General features: G+C 43.9%; 12 protein-coding genes. 8 read left to right on the top strand and 4 right to left on the bottom strand.

Annotated elements, in window-relative coordinates:
• Window positions 1–127 precede the first annotated feature (127 nt).
• Complete coding sequence (locus FZC79_RS03950) at window positions 128–1837, top strand: sensor domain-containing diguanylate cyclase (protein ID WP_148945555.1); 1710 nt, start codon at window positions 128–130, stop codon at window positions 1835–1837.
• 62 nt (window positions 1838–1899) lie between these two features.
• Here FZC79_RS03950 and FZC79_RS22955 read toward each other — a convergent pair whose 3' ends face one another.
• Entirely contained in the window at window positions 1900–2082 is a 183-nt protein-coding gene (locus FZC79_RS22955; protein WP_187442637.1) for a hypothetical protein, read from the bottom strand.
• Between the two features lie 241 nt (window positions 2083–2323).
• On the opposite strand from FZC79_RS22955, the gene FZC79_RS03945 reads away from it, so the two are divergent.
• Window positions 2324–5149, top strand: coding sequence for a VWA domain-containing protein (locus tag FZC79_RS03945; protein ID WP_187442636.1), 2826 nt, complete (start codon window positions 2324–2326; stop codon window positions 5147–5149).
• Window positions 5150–5477: 328 nt separating this feature from the next.
• Here FZC79_RS03945 and FZC79_RS03940 read toward each other — a convergent pair whose 3' ends face one another.
• The 3 genes from FZC79_RS03940 to FZC79_RS03930 form a co-directional block, all read right to left on the bottom strand.
• The gene (locus tag FZC79_RS03940; protein ID WP_148945553.1) at window positions 5478–7466 is read right to left on the bottom strand and encodes a hypothetical protein; all 1989 of its coding nucleotides are present in this window, start codon (window positions 7464–7466) and stop codon (window positions 5478–5480) included.
• A 99-nt stretch (window positions 7467–7565) separates the two neighbouring features.
• The gene (locus FZC79_RS03935) at window positions 7566–8207 is read right to left on the bottom strand and encodes a PilW family protein (protein ID WP_148945552.1); all 642 of its coding nucleotides are present in this window, start codon (window positions 8205–8207) and stop codon (window positions 7566–7568) included.
• Complete coding sequence (locus FZC79_RS03930) at window positions 8149–8655, bottom strand: type IV pilus modification PilV family protein (RefSeq protein ID WP_187442635.1); 507 nt, start codon at window positions 8653–8655, stop codon at window positions 8149–8151. Before FZC79_RS03930 ends, FZC79_RS03935 begins: the two co-directional genes overlap by 59 nt.
• 114 nt (window positions 8656–8769) lie before the next feature.
• Here FZC79_RS03930 and FZC79_RS03925 point away from each other — a divergent pair, with 114 nt between their 5' ends.
• From FZC79_RS03925 to FZC79_RS03900, 6 genes are read left to right on the top strand one after another with little or no spacing between them, the layout of a single operon-like run.
• Window positions 8770–10380 (top strand): hypothetical protein, encoded by a 1611-nt coding sequence (locus tag FZC79_RS03925; RefSeq protein ID WP_148945550.1) that lies wholly within the window; start codon window positions 8770–8772, stop codon window positions 10378–10380.
• Window positions 10381–10390: 10 nt separating this feature from the next.
• Window positions 10391–11128 carry a PRC-barrel domain-containing protein gene (locus FZC79_RS03920; RefSeq protein ID WP_148945549.1) on the top strand — a complete coding sequence of 246 codons (738 nt, stop codon included), beginning with the start codon at window positions 10391–10393 and terminating at the stop codon, window positions 11126–11128.
• 23 nt (window positions 11129–11151) lie between these two features.
• Window positions 11152–12570 (top strand): VanW family protein, encoded by a 1419-nt coding sequence (locus FZC79_RS03915; RefSeq protein WP_148945548.1) that lies wholly within the window; start codon window positions 11152–11154, stop codon window positions 12568–12570.
• A gap of 29 nt (window positions 12571–12599) precedes the next feature.
• Window positions 12600–14261, top strand: a complete 1662-nt coding sequence (locus FZC79_RS03910) for a GspE/PulE family protein (protein ID WP_148945547.1) — start codon at window positions 12600–12602, stop codon at window positions 14259–14261.
• 9 nt (window positions 14262–14270) lie between these two features.
• Window positions 14271–15314, top strand: coding sequence for a type IV pilus twitching motility protein PilT (locus tag FZC79_RS03905; RefSeq protein WP_148945546.1), 1044 nt, complete (start codon window positions 14271–14273; stop codon window positions 15312–15314).
• Window positions 15315–16526 carry a type II secretion system F family protein gene (locus tag FZC79_RS03900; protein WP_148945545.1) on the top strand — a complete coding sequence of 404 codons (1212 nt, stop codon included), beginning with the start codon at window positions 15315–15317 and terminating at the stop codon, window positions 16524–16526.
• Window positions 16527–16605: the final 79 nt, after the last annotated feature.

The raw sequence follows: 16605 nt of genomic DNA, 5'->3' as shown, positions 1-16605 counted from the left end.
ATGACATTTACGGTATACTTTGATAAAATATTCTTAAACTTGTGACTTTTTAACTAAGTGCTGCTATAAGATTCCTCGGGAATAGAGAAAAGAATCATTCAATAGGCGGGAAAGGTGGGGAAGTTTGATGGGGATTAGCAGAACTCAGGAAATGATTATCTGGATAGTGTGGGCATTGCTTGTGCCTGCAGGGATCTACTTTACCTATCAATTTTTCCCTCCTGTGAACGCTGATGTACTCAGTATGTCGGCGTTTATTCTTTTTGCCATTATCATTTCGGTCATGCCGATTATCATCAACGGACTTCCTATATTACTGATTCAATGGGTTTCTCTTGCAGCTTTCCTGAAATTCGGCCTCTTCTTTGAAGTGGTCCTGCTTCAAGTGGCGATCGTTTCCTTTATGATCAGACTGCGTATCGGGAAGAATGACTTTTACCGTGTGCCATGGAATTCCATCATGTTTTTCCTGATGTCCGTTTTCAGCGGGGTGGTCTATTATGCCATTGGAGGCACAATCGGATTTTCCTCGGTGGAAGCTTTGTTTATTCCTGCTTTGGTCTATCAGGTATCTTCCATTCTATTGAACCAGGTGCTTTTAATAGGATTCCATGTTTTTCTTAATAAAAAAATCAAACTTTTCGGTGAAGATCTCAAGTGGGACTTTTCGGCCATGCTGATCATGTTTCCGATGGGCCTTGGCCTGTTTTTTCTGGAATACCATATTGGTCCAATTGCGCTCTTCCTTATTGGTCTGCCATTCTTATCGGGCGCGATGATACTGAGGCTTTATAATTCATCAGAGCAGATTAACCAATACTTGCAAAAATCGGTGGAAATCGGGCATCAGCTAACAGAAAGCCTGCAGGTAAATGAAGTGCTGCAGTTATTTCTTGATAAAATCCTGCAAACTCTTCCTGTAGAGTACGCATACATACTGGACGTAAAGGGCGATGAACTGGTCCTTCTCCGCAGAGTCGAGAACAATGAAAATAAATCAATCAACCTGCCTCCAATGAAGAAAAATGAAGGGATCAGCGGGCTTGTATGGGGAACAGGGAAGTCCGCCCTGTTTCATAATAGATCAGACTGGACAGAGGTAGCTAAGGGGTATATGCCTGACAATGTGGAAAGCGTACTCTCGGTTCCAATAGTCCGGAATCAAAAGGTAAGGGGAGTCCTGCTACTCGCTTCTTCAAAGAAAAAGGCTTATCGAAAATATCAGCTCATGATCGTGGACATTCTCTGCTCGTATCTTGGGGTGGCCATTGCCAATGCCCGCCACTATGAAGCAACCAAGAGAAGCAGTGAACGGTGCGCCTTAACCAAACTGTACAATTACAGATATTTTGAAAACCTGCTGTCTACTGAATTCAGCGCGCTGCACAACGGAGAAAGAACATGTTTATCTCTCATTATGCTTGATATAGACCATTTTAAATCGGTTAATGATAACTATGGCCATCAAAGCGGCAACGAAATTCTGTTTGAATTGGCAAGACGGCTGGAAACACTGATTGGGGATGAAGGAACCGTTGCCCGCTATGGCGGTGAGGAATTCATCATCCTGCTTCCTGACACGACCAAGGAAGATGCGTTTCTAATAGCTGAAATTGTCCGGAGAACAATAGCGGACAGGCCGTTTATTTTACACAGTAATCTTGAAGTCGAGAGAAAAACAGTGAACCTTAAAGTAACCGCGAGTATCGGAGTGGCATCAGCCCCGCTTGATGCAGATGACAGCATGTCGTTGATCAGGCATGCTGACAGAGCTCTCTATACAGGTGCTAAACAAGCTGGAAGAAATAGAGTGGCTGAATATGTGAAGTCTTCCTGACCCCGTTTTTAATACGGGGTTTTTGTAATTAGTTAAAAAGTATTAACATTATAGATTGGATATTAGGAAGCGTTTCTGAATCCAGCTCCAGCGCCCAGCCCCTCGGGGTCAAATAACCTCTGGAGAATAAAAGGAAAGACCGCCTTTTCTTCTCCAGAGAACATTTGCCTGTCGGGGCTAAACAGGGCGCTTCCGCTTTTTATGCAATCCAGCTCCAAGGCCCCAGCGGCTAGCGTACTGCCCATCCCCTCCTCTGCGATAAGTCATCATCGAATCACTTCGTTCTTCGTGATTCCTTTATCTCAATGCGGGGCTGGTACAGTCCGTACGCCGCTGAGCGGGGCCTTTCCGCTTTTTAGTGTGTAAATTTTTATCGAATCTAGTACTTTGGTCTATGTAAAGAGAGAATAGGTTGCTATAATAGTAGATAAGTAGTAATTTCTCAATTAAAATTGACAATTAATGACAAAAAGAGGAGGGAAGGATTTGAAAAAGAGGTTTTCTGCAGCAGTCATTTTTACTATTATTTTCAGTTTCATGATACAAACCTCCTTAGCAAATGCATCAGGACAGCCTTTAATTGAATTTTCCGTACAGCCAAGCGCTAATGAATACGTTAAGCCCCAAAATGGAGACGCCAAGGGCCGGCTCGATATTGAGTTGACCCCAAAGGGACAAGCCACCAATGAAGAGAGAAAGCCGATTGATGTCGTGTTCGTTCATGATACTTCGGGATCAATGGCAGATACATATGGCGGTGCCAAAAAAGCTACGAGTGCAGAAAATGCGTTGAAACAGTCTCTTGCATTTTTTGAGCAGAATAAACAAAGTGGGGATAAATATTATTTTGTTCCTTTTGATAGTGATGTGAGTTATAAGAATTTCAATGGCAAGAGAATTGAGCCTGCTGAGGGCTTAACCCAGATTAAGTCGATGGCAGAGAATCTTGATTACGGAGAAAGATACCGTGTCCAGAGAAACCATTGGTGGTATGGAAAGTATTGGACTGATGAGTATTATGATTTCAGTGTTGGCGGGACCAATTATACGCAATCTCTTGAATTTGCTCTTCAAAAGTTTTCCGGAATGCGTGATTCCAAACGGTATATTATTTTCCTTACAGATGGAGAACCCACTGCTCTAAAGTATCAAGGTGAAGAGTATACGTTGTATACGAATGGTACAGCTAAGGTAGGCAACAAAAGTGAGCCTTACAGCAGTGTACAGAATGTAATTCAAAATCAAGCAGTCTTATCTGCTGAAAAGCTTGGCCGCAACGATGTAACGATGTTCAGCATCGCTTTTGCCCAGCCAGGCGAAGTCAACTATCAATTGTTAGAAACTATGTCGAATAAAACAGGCGGAAGAGCCATTCAGGCAAATCCAAACAGCCTTTCCAATGTATTTACAGATATTTCGAAAGAGTTCAATTCTCCTTCCATTGAAGGGGAAGTACAAATCGACTTAAGCAAATTCAATGGAAAAGTAAAGCTTGCACCGAATTCAGATGCTTATATGGATGACCAGAATGTTGTTCACATGAAGTATAACTTCACTTACCCTATCGGCAAAAGTCCTTCTCCGGCAAACATTCAGCTGAGCCTGCCGCTGGAGTTTACCCAACAGGGACAGTATGTTTTTGATAACATCAAACTCATACAAAAAGATTTTGACGGCAAGACTTTGCCGGCTGTAACTCATGAAAACGTTACGATCAATATTGTGGATGAAGCAGCGCCTAAATTCGAGAGCGCTGTAAAGATTAACGGCAATCAGTATCACGCTCCTGAAAATCTTGTGAAAATGGGAATGCAGAACAATGAACATAACGAGTTTTCAATTGAGTATGATATAACTCCTTCCGCAGTCCTGCAAGCGAACAAGTCAGGAAATTTAAAAAATATAAAAATCATCCAGCCGCTGCCTGATGGGATCAGCCTGAAGAGCTCTGCTCTCCAGACTAACCTAAGCGGGTCACTGGCGGGGGCCACTGCCAGGGAAACCACTCAGAATGGCCAAAGGGTACTTGAGATTAAAGCGGGGAAAACGATTACTTATAATGGAAATCAATTCTCTCCAGCCCGGTTGAACATGAAAGCTGTTCTCCAAGCCGATTTTGCCATGTCATTGGTGAAAATGCCAAAGGCAGCCATCCATTATACTGACTCAAACTTCAGCAGCCAGAACCATACTCTTACTTCACACTCAGGTTATATCGGCCTTCAGGTTATTTTGAATGGCTTGGCCGACAATACTACCTATATAGGAGATCATACTGGCAAACTGACAAAGAAAGTAGATTCTACTAATGAAGTAAAGGCCGAAGCCACCCCTAAGACTTTGCCTGTAAAAGGATTAGAGTTGAAGGACGGCAATACGATCAGGGTACATTACAACGATGATTCGTTCCACGACGTATACCTGAAAACGGACTTTGCGGTTTATGAAACCAATACTGAAAAAGTACTGAGCAATAATGAAGAGACCACAGGACCTGCCTTATTCAAAGTGAGTAAAAAAGTAGGCGGAGAAGATGTTACTTATTACTACAAGACCATATCGGGACAAAAGGACAGCGGATGGGAACAATTCCAGCCAGATGAGCCGGTCCCCCTTTCAACAGATCTAATTGGCAATATAGAGATTCAGGTGAAAACCGAGGGCGGCTTCACGCTTAATGAGCAGCCGGTTTCAAAGAATATCGTCATCGTTGAAAAAGTTAGTGAAATCAATGTAACACCTAATCCAATTGAAGTTAATGCAGGAGAATCGATTTCGTTCCAAATTGAAGTATTGCCTCTGGATGCAACCGATAAGAGTGTTACAGTCCAGCTTCTAAATAGCAATGGGAAAATCGCCAGCTATTCCGAAGAGGGATCAGGCAATCACCGGATACTGGGGATCGAACCTGGTGAGGATCAGCTGGTCATTGAAGCGAATGATGGTTCCGGAGTGAGAATTATTGTTCCCGTCAAAGTGATTGACCCTTTTATTGCCCTTGAAGAGGTAAAATTCAAGCAGGCAAAAATCAACCTGCCATTAAATGATCAGGACATACCAATCGAGACTTTCCTGATTTTCAACCCATCTAATGCGACTAATAAAGAGCTGGCAGAGACAGTCTCTTCTGCACCGGCAATAGAAGCAGTAGAAAAGGATGGAAAGTGGTATATCAGAACAGAAGAACTCGGCTTTACAACAGTTACAGTCACAGCGGACGAAGATAACTCCTTAACCGATTCAGCAGTATTTGAAGTGGTTACGCCTGAAGAAGGCGGAGATGATAATCCGTATATTGATGGAAGATGGTAAACTAAGCCCCATCATATAATGGCATCTCAATCGTTTTCGAAGTACTATTGCATCACATCATTAAAGAAGGGCGGCCGGATCTTAGATGATCCGCCGCCCTTCTTTTTTAGTAATCCAATTTAACCAGAGGTCAAAGTTAACCTTAAAAAATAATGAGCATTCTGTGCGAATGAGACTGGAGTTTGTAAGTGTCATAGTTATCAAGGTTTGCTTAAACAGTAATCATTTAAACCAACAGTAAAACCCGTCCAGAGAATTTATCTGAACGGGTTTTACTAATAAATTATTTGTTTTAATGGTTCTTCCCCAACAGAACCTGCATTCTTTTTTACTGAACAGACACTTCATCACTGAATAATGACAAAAATTCTGTTTTAGGAAGGGCATCAATTCTTTGTAGAAGAATATCACGGTTGTAATTAATGTTAAAGCGGGAGTAGTGGTTGTCCTGATCAATTTTGGTCGAATAAAGGTCGGCATCCTGAATGCTGTTTATATCGCCTCTAATTGCATTGATTTCAAGGGTATCATTTGCGAAGACTCCGCCATCAATATGGAATAGAGAACCAACACCATAAAGTTCAGCTTTCTGATTTGTGTAGAAGAATGCTTTTAACGGCTGTACAGTTTCATCAGAAATTTTTCCCGCATAATTAATATCTTCGCCACTCGGAACAAAGTTTTTATACTCGTTCATCCGGGTCATTGTCAGATTTTCACCAGACAGAAGGATAAGCTGTTTTTGAATATCGTCATCTTCACTTCCTAAAATATTCAAATTGGAGATAAAGGCTTCTCCCCCGCTGTAAATGACAGAGTCGAATAACACTACATCGTCTTCCGGAAGGTCGGTTTCATTGCTGTTTCCCTGGATGAGAAGGTTTTCCCCTGCAACAAGATTGCCGATGATGGTCGACTGGCTATCTAGGGATTCAATTGTAAGAGACTTTCCTGCCAGCATATATCCTGGTGTTTCAGTATCATTGTTAAATGAAAACCCATTGTTGGTCTGGATATTAATCTCACCTGCGGAAAGGATATTTCCCTCAACATTGATATCTCCATCCAGATTGATCAAATGTATATCTCCAGTAGCGATTATATCATTTAGTGTGATTGTTTTATTTCCAATAATGTAGATGTCTCCATCCGCAATAATTTTTCCAGAAAAGGTGAGTGCGGAAGAAATACTGGATATGATAAGGTCACCCGGCACTTCAATGGTTGATGATAAGCTGGTGTCGATCAGTTTATACCCGAGAGTATTTACTTCATTGTATAGGTTCTGTCCAAGAAGTGCATCCAGCCCGCTTCCAGCTTCATTCAACGGGCTTGTCAGTGCTTCTGGAAGGCCGCTCTGACTAAATGTATATTGTCCCTTGATGGACTGCTTTAATTGCTGGGAAAGATTCTGTATAGCAGGTGTGGGAGCAAATCCCTGATCCTGTCTAATCTCATTTATTCTTTCCAGGAAAGTTTTATCAAAATTCACTGCTGTGAACTGGCTGTCATTCTTAAGCTGAGGCAGCTGCTGGTGATAAAACTTATCTGCAGTCAGATATTCCATTACAGCCTTATAATCTGATTCGGAAGAATTTATATAGATATCACCAAAAATCGAAGAAAAAGGCGTCTCGATTTCTTCCTGGTCTCCACTCGTTAATTGGTAATGAGCGTTCTTGTCAATGACAATTTCTTTGCCGAAAACGTTCCCTGCAATATTTGGAGAGCCGTTCAGGATGGTCTGATTACCAGCACCTGCAGCATATTTAAGGAATCCAGGCAGTGGAGACAGAATCACCCTTTTCCGTACCGTTCTGTTCACTTCTCCCTGCTGGCCATCCGGTGTATTGACCGTTACCACAAAATCAAGGACTCTTGCCAATTGAAGGGAAGTGTCGATGTTAAAGGTGTCAAGGTTCGCAAGGCCGCTGCCAAGGCACTGATTTTCCGTTCCCGGGATAAGATACTTCGGATTTGCTCCTGTCACATCCACAACATTAACACAAGAAATGCTGTCGTCGAATTGTGCAGAGGCTGCCTGGGAAGAAAAGTATGCTGTCAGCTTTGAACTTAAATCTGTCGGAGATAAGTCTTCAATTTTGAAATTATCTTGTACCAGGCGGGTAGATAGGTCGGCCGTCATTTCATCTACCAGCCTCAGCCCGTCGTATGTAATATCGATATCCGTTTCCCTTACCTCCGTTCTTTTAGCTCCTCCGATGGATGCCGTTAGAACTGCCATGCCGATCGTTATGACGACAAGGGAGGTGATCATGACGGTGATCAGCGTGTTTCCCTTCTGGTTGTTTACCATGAGTATCCTCCTTTCTTTAGGCTGTTTTGGTTACTTTGCTGGTGTCTAAGATTATAGCGGAACACTATGAGACAATGATATTTCAGAAGCAGCTTGTATCTAAAATCCGAATTGGCTTCGAAGAATGAGCTGTTCATTTCGGTCCTCATTCTCATGAGCTATTGAGAAGTTCAGCTTAATAATGGCATTGGTACATTTTTCTTTCTTTGTATCCTCGTCCTCATCGTCTTCAAAATCGTCTTGATTAGGGTTCGAACAAGCAAAACTGATTTCAGAGTCCCGGAAATCAGAAGGGGTGTTAATTGTTCCGCTGCTTGTTTCCCATACTTGTATTCCGTCCTTCTCTATTAATCGTATCTTAAAGGACTTTATGTCGTCTGTTTCTCTCTCTTTATCCTGATCTATTACCTCAGGATTGTAGGGGTTTTGAGCAGTCGCAATATTGTCGACGAAAATAAGACAGTTATCCTCGTCCCCGCATTCGTCCACATAGTCAAAAGGAGTCGAATACAGTGAATTCATCAGCATGGCCGAAACATAGTCGGCATCCTCCCTGAGCTGGCCTTCTATGCTGACCTTTTCGTAAATCTTATATCCTGTCAAAAAGGTGCCGTATATAACGGGAAGCAGTATGGCCGAAATCGCCAATGTGAGAAGCAGTTCGATGAGTGTGAAGCCATCTTCATCGAATGTCTTCGCTTTTAACCGTTCCGCCAACCGATGTATCGAATTCCTTATCATTTGCCGTCCACCTCACTTCTGCCGTGATCGGTATATAGTAATCCAGCTCTTGAGAAGCTTTGGATTTTATAGTCACTTTATAGGAAGTTCCATTAATAGGAATATCTTCACAAGTATCAGGGGGACTTTCTTCATTTCCGAAAGTCTCATATCTAGTATCATCACATAGTTTCAGATTCAATAAGTGGTCATCAGGAGAGGCGGTGCCTTCATTGACTTCGGAAAATTCTCTTTTAACTTCAAGAAAACTCTGGCTTTCCATATGCATCAAGGCGTTTCTGGCAACATTGACGGCCACTGTCTTTTTTTGATTCATATTGGTATATGTACCTGCCTGGAAGAAAAAATTTAAAAAGACTAATAGCACCGTGCTCAATAGAGTTACTGAGACTAAAACCTCAATTAGTGTCAAACCTTGGTTATTTCTGAAGATATTTGACAGTTTCATTCCGCCACCTTCTTTCAAATTGCCTAAGTTTATTATACAATAACTATGAGTCGAATAATGTAGAAGTAGTACTAATTTCATAGAAAATTAATACATGCTGAAGGGAGTGAGAAAATGGAGGAATATATTTTTGCGTTAATAGCATTTGTTTTATTGCTGCCTGTCCTGTTATTCATGCCTGGTGCGATGACCAGGAAAGGAAAGGTCTGGATAGCTGGGGGAGGGCTTTTGATCTCTCTTCTGGGTTTGCTTGCCTCCAACCAATATCCACTTGGGCTGGTTGCCATTATATTATTCATTTTAGTCATTGTATCCTCCGTTATGATTGGAAACCGTTTTGGCCCTATTTTGCTTGCAGAAGAAGGTGTGCAGGATAGAAATAACGCTGAGGCTGATACCGCTGCAGACAGACCTGAGAAGGTTCTCTTTACATCAGCGGAAGAAGAACCAGGGTTTGCCGAAAGCACTCTGGAAGAACCGGAAGCTCCTCAAGAAGAAGCCCCGGCAGAAAGCGAGACAAGAGTGGAATTCATAAACGAAGATCTTGAAGAAATTCCTTTGCTTACTGAAAACGAAAGCACTTTGTACGATATAAAGGAAGAGGCTGACGTGCCGGAAATCCAAGAAGATGCTGCACAAGACATTGAAGATAAAGAAGAAAGCATACTTGAAGAGGTTTCATTTCAACCTTCATCCGATGAAAATTTAAGTGAAATTGAAATGCTGATTAGTCAGGAAGAAGGGGAACTTGCAGAACCTATACATAATCAAAATCACGATGAAGCAGTCGTGGAGGCAGAAGAGCCACTCGATGAACTTAAACTTAACGATACTGTCGAGGAGTGGAAGTCAGTGGATGTTGAGGAAGACGATGAAGAGCTTAGTGAAATCGAGTTGTTGATTGAGCTGTCGGATGAATCAGAACCTGCTGAAGATAAATCGGAAATACTAGAAATGGACTTTGAGCACAGTATTGACGATGAAGCAGAGATACAGGCTGAAGAAGCTGAAGTTTCCGCCGAGGAGCATGATTTAGGAGAATTGACTGAATTAGAAGCTCAATTCTTAATGTCGTCTCCATCTGAGGATGAACCCCAATTGAAAGTGCTCAGCCCGCTGGAAGAAAGCATGAATGAAATCGAAGAACCAGAAGAGCCAGTGTTGGCCGAAGACCTTTTAGAAATAGAAGAGTCTGAAGATAAAATCAGGTCAGACCAAAATGAAATTCAGGTTTCCGGCGAATCAGCGGAAGTGGTTGAAGAGCAGGAGGAAGAACTCCAGCCTGTTCTCTTATCAGACCTGACTGATGATGGCGAGATGATGATTCTGCCGGCTGATTCTCACCAGGATCACGCTGAGGAGGGCATTGAGGAGGAAACTCAGCAGGAGCAGAAACGAGAGAACGCCCAGCTGCAGACCTTGATCATCCAAACCATAGCGGAAGAACTGGCTTACTATCGAAACAAGATGTCTCTTGAAGAGTTTGAAGCATTAGCAGCGCAGTATATGCAGCCTGAACTTCATGACCGGGATTTCTATGTTCTATCACAGCAATTGATTCAGCGCTATCATGAATCCCGGGAATTCAAGAAGATGAAAGCTTTTATAGAAGGAATGGAAGAGAGATTCATGACTTACCCGCTGTTGAAGAGTGAATTGAATGATTATAAAGAAATGGCATGGAAGAATATCATAAAACAAGAGTTGTTAAACGGAAGGGAATAGGTGCAGTAATATGAAGAAGAGTACAGAGATTTTAAGTTTGCCGATTATCAGTATCGCCGATGGAGTGGAAATTGGGAGTGTTAAATCCCTTGTTGTGAATCCTGAAAAAGGATCAGTCGACTTCCTTACGATCGAGCATGAAGATTGGCAGGTAAGCGTTAAAGCCATCCCTTTTAAAAAAGTAATCGGCATCGGGGAATATGCAGTCACCGTTGAAAACGGGAATGCTGTCATCGACTTGAATGAAATTCCGATCGCAAACGCGCTGGTGAACAAGAAAATCCGCATCAATGATACAAAGGTCATGTCTAGAAAAGGCCAATTGATCGGTGAAGCGAAAGAGTACTTTGTGGATGATGAAACAGGATATATCATCGGTATTCTTGTAAGTATGAAAGAAAGTGAAAAGGTGCTGTCATCCGAACAAATCCTCACTTACGGAAAAGATATCTTGATCGTCAAGGAAGATTCAGCAGGCCGCTTTATGGATTCTGTGGAAGAACTGCTTCCTGAAACTCAAGAAGAGCCTGATTTGAATCTTGAAGAGAACCCGTCAAGCGATTTAAAAAACATCAGAAACAAGCAGGCCGGCCTGTTGAAAGGAAAGCGTGTCACTAAAGATATCCTGGGTGTTTCAGGAGAAACCATCATCTCGAATGGTACCATCCTGACTGAAGAGGACATCTCCAGAGCACAAAGTGAAGGACCGTCCGTATTCGTTGAATTGACGATGAATACACAAGAATAATGTAAAAGGAGCGTTAAATTGACATGGAGAACAGACCAATTAAGAAAGTATTCATCCCGCTACTCTCTGCCACCGTCTTTATTTTCGGTTTTTCCCATGCAGGCTCTTTTGCACTGAATAAATTTACAGAGGCAGATTTGTTTCAGCCGTCCACAATGGTGGCTTCCATCAATGTAGGAGGGCAGTCCCAGCAGGAGGCTAAAGAGGCCCTTGCGCTAGCGGCAGCCGAATGGAAAGCATCAGCAATCATGACAGCCGAACTTTCCGGAGTGGAAACGGATATAGATCTTGCTCTATTTTCCATTGATATCAATCAAAGCATGCAGAATGCCAGCGGGGGAGGAACCACTCCTCTGGCTGTCACTGTAGACATGGAAACACTTATGGACCAATTGAAAACAGCCTATCCCGATATGTCTGTTGAAGAAATGGATACCGCTTCGTTGGAGCAGGACCTGATCGGCCAGGCGTCCATGCTGCCAAGCAGCTCTGTCATTTCCCTCAGTGATTATTTTGAAAAGGGAAGTGTGGAGGAAGTGACAGCCGAAGCTCTTTCGGAAAAAATCACGGTCACCCCCGAAATTAAGAGATTCGTAGAAGCCTTTCCGCAGATTACTGTGAAGCAGGGCACAGAATTCTCGTTCCTCCGTCACTTGGAGGAAAACGGTTTTACCGGCAATGAAAAGGGTGAAGAACTCAGTGTCATCACTTCGCTTTTCTATAAGCTGGTCCTGCAGTCCAATTTTTCTATCATTGAACGAAATACCAGCCCGGACCTGCCTGCAGAAATAGAGCTCGGCTACGAGGCAAAAATCGATAGTGCAAGCAGCCAGGATTTTGTTTTTGCCAATCCAAATAATAACGATTACCTCATTGCCCTTGAGCTTCTCGACAATCAGCTGTACGCCAAGCTGATCGGCTTTCCATTGGCAACGGACTACAAGGTATCACTGAAGGACAAAGAGGAATTTCCTCAAAAGAAAATCGTCCAGTACAATCCATTTCTCGAGAAGAATGTGGTGCAGGTGCCTGAAGAAGGAAGGAAAGGCGTCCTGATCAAAGTGTTCCGCCAGAGTATCGGTGAAAATGGGGAAGTAATGGAAGAAAAACTGATTGCGGAAGATTTTTATCCGCCTGTACATAGAATCGAGATTCATAGTCTGGAAGAAGCGCCGGAAGATGTAGATGAAAAAGATATTGTCGATACTCCTTTGACAGATAGTAATGAAGAATCAGATTCCACAGAAACAAGCGGACCTCCGCCGAATTCAGGAAGCAGTGATGACTCTACTAATGAGAATAATTCATCAGAGGATGACAATGCGGGCGGATCTTCCGCGGACGGAAAAGCCAGCGAGGGATCAGCTTCCTCTCAAAATGATACAGGTACAGCCGAGACCAATGGAAAAGATGAAAAAGCAGACGAAGAAAAAAAAAAATGAACTAGAAAATTAGATAAGCTGGTGATTGGATGGTACAGACCAGGAAGAGGCTCGGAGATCTTTTAGTGGAAGCGGGCTTAATTTCAGAAGAAAAACTTAATATGGCCCTGCAGGAAAAAGAACCGGGGCAAAAGCTTGGAGATGCCCTGCTGCAAAAGGGATATATTACCGAACAGCAGCTGATCGAGGTCCTCGAGTTTCAGCTGGGTATCCCGCACGTCAGCTTATACCGTTATCCTTTTGATACAAATCTTTTTCACCTGATCCCAAAGGAAGAGGCTAAACGGAACCTCATGATTCCTTTGAAAAAAGAAGGTGAGAAGCTTTATGTCGCCATGTCAGATCCCATGGACTTCTATGCCATAGAGGACCTAAGGCTGTCGACAGGCTTTCAAATTGAAACAGCAATTGCAACGAAAGATGATATCCTTAGGGCTGTCACCAAGTACTATGATACCGAAGAAGGCTTTGAAGAACTGGTCAATGATAAACCTGAAAAGAGCAATATAGAAGAACAGACAATTGTCGACCAGGATTCGCCGATCGTTAAGCTTGTCAATCAGCTCCTTTCGAACGCAGTGACCCAGAAGGCAAGTGATATCCATATCGATCCCCAGGAGACGAAGGTAGCGATACGTTATCGAATTGATGGTGTATTGAGAACAGAAAGAAATCTGCCGAAGCATATGCAAAGCATGCTGATTGCCAGGATCAAGATCATGGCCAACCTTGATATCACAGAGTTCAGGGTCCCGCAGGACGGCAGGATCAAAACCAATGTAGATTACAGGCCGGTCGATCTCCGTGTTTCCACACTGCCAACCGTATTCGGTGAAAAGGTCGTCATGAGGATACTTGATCTCAGCTCTGCATTAAATGATATCAGTCAGCTTGGATTCAACAAACTGAATTTCAAGCGGTTCATGGATATGATCAAGCAGCCGACAGGAATTGTCCTGATTACAGGTCCAACCGGATCGGGTAAGTCTTCAACACTCTATGCGGCTTTAAACCACTTGAACAGTGAAGAAGTCAATATCATCACGGTTGAAGATCCTGTTGAGTACCAGCTCGAAGGCATCAACCAGATTGGGGTAAACCCCAACGTCGGTCTTACATTTGCCAAGGGCTTGCGGGCCATTCTCCGTCAGGATCCGAACATCATCATGGTCGGGGAAATACGTGATAAGGAAACAGTGGAAGTCTCGATCAGGGCTTCTTTGACAGGACACCTTGTACTTAGCACCATTCACACCAACGATTCTCTCGGAACCGTCACAAGGCTGCTGGACATGGGAGTGGAGCCATTCCTTGTCGCTTCTTCATTGAGCGGAATTGTCGCTCAGCGTCTTGTCCGGAAAGTATGCCGTGACTGCGGCCGAGAACATGAGCCGAGTAAACGGGAAGTCGAAATCTTTGCTAAAAGAGGAATGAAGATCGATAAAATCATGAGGGGCGAAGGGTGTTCTTCCTGCAATATGACAGGCTATAAAGGGCGCCTGGCCATCCATGAAGTCCTTGTGATGAATGAAGACATGAGAAAAGTCATATTAAATGGCGAATCGTTTTCCAAGCTGCGTGAGCATGCAGTCAAAAACAAGACCATCTTCCTCGTCGATGATGGATTATTGAAAGTAAAACAAGGCTTGACGACAACCGAAGAGATCCTTCGGGTAGCCATTTCAGAATAGGTGATAGAAGTGAAAGAAAAAATCGACTATTTATTGCGTTCAGCATACGAGCTAAAGGCATCCGATATACACTTGACTGTCGGCGCGCCTCCTGTGTTCCGTCTTCATGGAGACCTGAAGAAATATGGCAAAGACATTCTGAAGCCCGCTGACACAGAGGGAATGGCCAAGTCAATCGTCCCAGAAGATCTCTGGAAGATGTTTATGGATCAGGGCGAGCTTGACTTTTCCTATGGCATTCCGGGTATATCACGTTTCCGGATCAACGTTTATCAGCAGCGCTCCTGCATTTCGCTTGCCATCAGGATTGTGCCGACAAGCATCCCGAGCATTGATGACTTATCCCTTCCTCCGGTGCTGAAAAAAATCACCGAAAAGCCGCAGGGTCTTGTCCTTGTGACAGGTCCGACGGGAAGCGGAAAATCGACTACGCTTGCGTCGATGATCGACCATGTGAACCGGACCATGCGCAAGCATGTAATTACACTTGAGGATCCTATCGAGTATCTGCACAAACATGGCAGTTCCATCATCGACCAGCGTGAAGTCGGGTTTGATACGAAAAATTTTTCTAGAGGGCTCCGCAGTGCGCTCCGCCAGGATCCGGACATCATTCTTGTTGGAGAAATGCGAGATCTGGAAACGATTCATACGGCGATCACGGCTGCTGAAACAGGGCATCTTGTATTTGCTACCTTACATACGTCCAGTTCGGCAGCAACGATCGAGCGGATTGTGGATGTGTTTCCTCCTGAACAGCAGGCCCAGGTCAGGATCCAGCTCGCTTCTGTACTTGTTGCTATTCTGTCGCAAAGGCTGTTTCCGACGGTTGATAAAAAAGGGCGGAGAGCGGCAACCGAGCTTCTCGTCAATAATCCGGCGATCGCCAACCTGATCCGCTCCGAAAAGGTCCACCAGATTGATAATATTCTGCAAACCTCAAAAGGGTTGGGGATGCATCTCATGTCGTCCAGCATCAGAAACCTGTATGAATCCGGTATCATCTCCCGGGAATCGGCCTTTCCTTATATCGAAATGGAGCAGACGACCTAGATGGCGCGCTTTAAGTATACAGGGCGCGGACGGACGGGCAAGAAGTCAGGGATATTAACAGCAGGCTCGACAAGGGAAGCGATGCTCAAACTGAAGAACCAGGGCATCCGGGTCATCGAGATGAGTGAAGTTCCGGAAACCTTGCTGACCAAGGATATTGCGATCGGAAACCCGGTCAAGCTTCAGCACATGGTCATTTTTTTAAGACAGTTTGCGACCCTTCTGCAGGCAGGGGTAACCGTTGTGGACGCAACGGACATCCTTTCCTCGCAGACAGAAAGCAAACCTTTAGGCAGAGCGCTGGTTGAAGTGCAGTCAGAATTGAAAGACGGAAACCCGCTCTCGGATGCACTTGCCAAGCACAGAAGGATCTTTGAATCGATGCTGATCAACATGATCAGGGCCGGAGAAGCATCAGGAAGCCTGGACGAAACGCTTGAGAGCCTTGCCACACACTATGAAAAGCAGCATATGACAAAGCAGAAGATCGTTTCCGCCCTTGCTTATCCAGCGGTGGTGGGAGTCATCGCAATTGCGGTCGTCATCTTCCTGCTGGTGGCCGTAGTACCGACCTTTGTCACGATGCTTTCAGACTTCGGAGGCGAGCTTCCTGCCATCACGCAATTCGTGCTGGGTTCCAGTGAATTCATGCAGAAGTATTGGTATCTGGTTACGGCGTCCATGCTAGCATTTGCAGCCGGCATCATGGCGATAAAGAGAAACAGTAAGACGAAATATTATTTTGACTATGCAATGTTGCGAATGCCAATCTTCGGGAGCATGATCCAAAAAGCGGCATTAGCGCGAATGACAAGGACACTCAGCTCGCTATTCTCCAGCTCGGTTCCGATTCTGCAGGCCTTGGCTATCGTCGAGAAGGTCGTCGAGAATGAAGTGGTCGCCAGAGTTCTCCGCCAATCTAGAGATTCCCTGGAGAAAGGGACATCGCTAACAGAGCCGATGAAAAAGCACTGGGCGTTTCCGCCGCTCGTCACTCAAATGATTGCAATCGGAGAAACAACCGGCTCACTGGATTCCATGCTCGGAAAAGTCGCAGACTTCTATGAGAAAGAAGTCGAAAATAGCACAGACCGCTTAAAATCACTAATAGAGCCGCTGATGATCGTCTTCCTCGCCGCTTTGGTTGGGACCATCGTCACGTCCATCATGGTGCCGATGTTCGAAATCTTCAACAATGTTCAGGGCTATTAAACAATTTCTTTAAAAATTTTACAAAATGGCTCTTTATCTGACAAAAATGTCATGTATAATTAAAACAGATATACTATTT

It is taken from the genome of Rossellomorea vietnamensis, assembly GCF_008180615.1.
GTDB lineage: Bacteria > Bacillota > Bacilli > Bacillales > Bacillaceae_B > Rossellomorea > Rossellomorea vietnamensis_D.
Note: the sequence above shows the minus strand (reverse complement) of the source record. Positions and strands in the feature narration are given on the sequence as shown.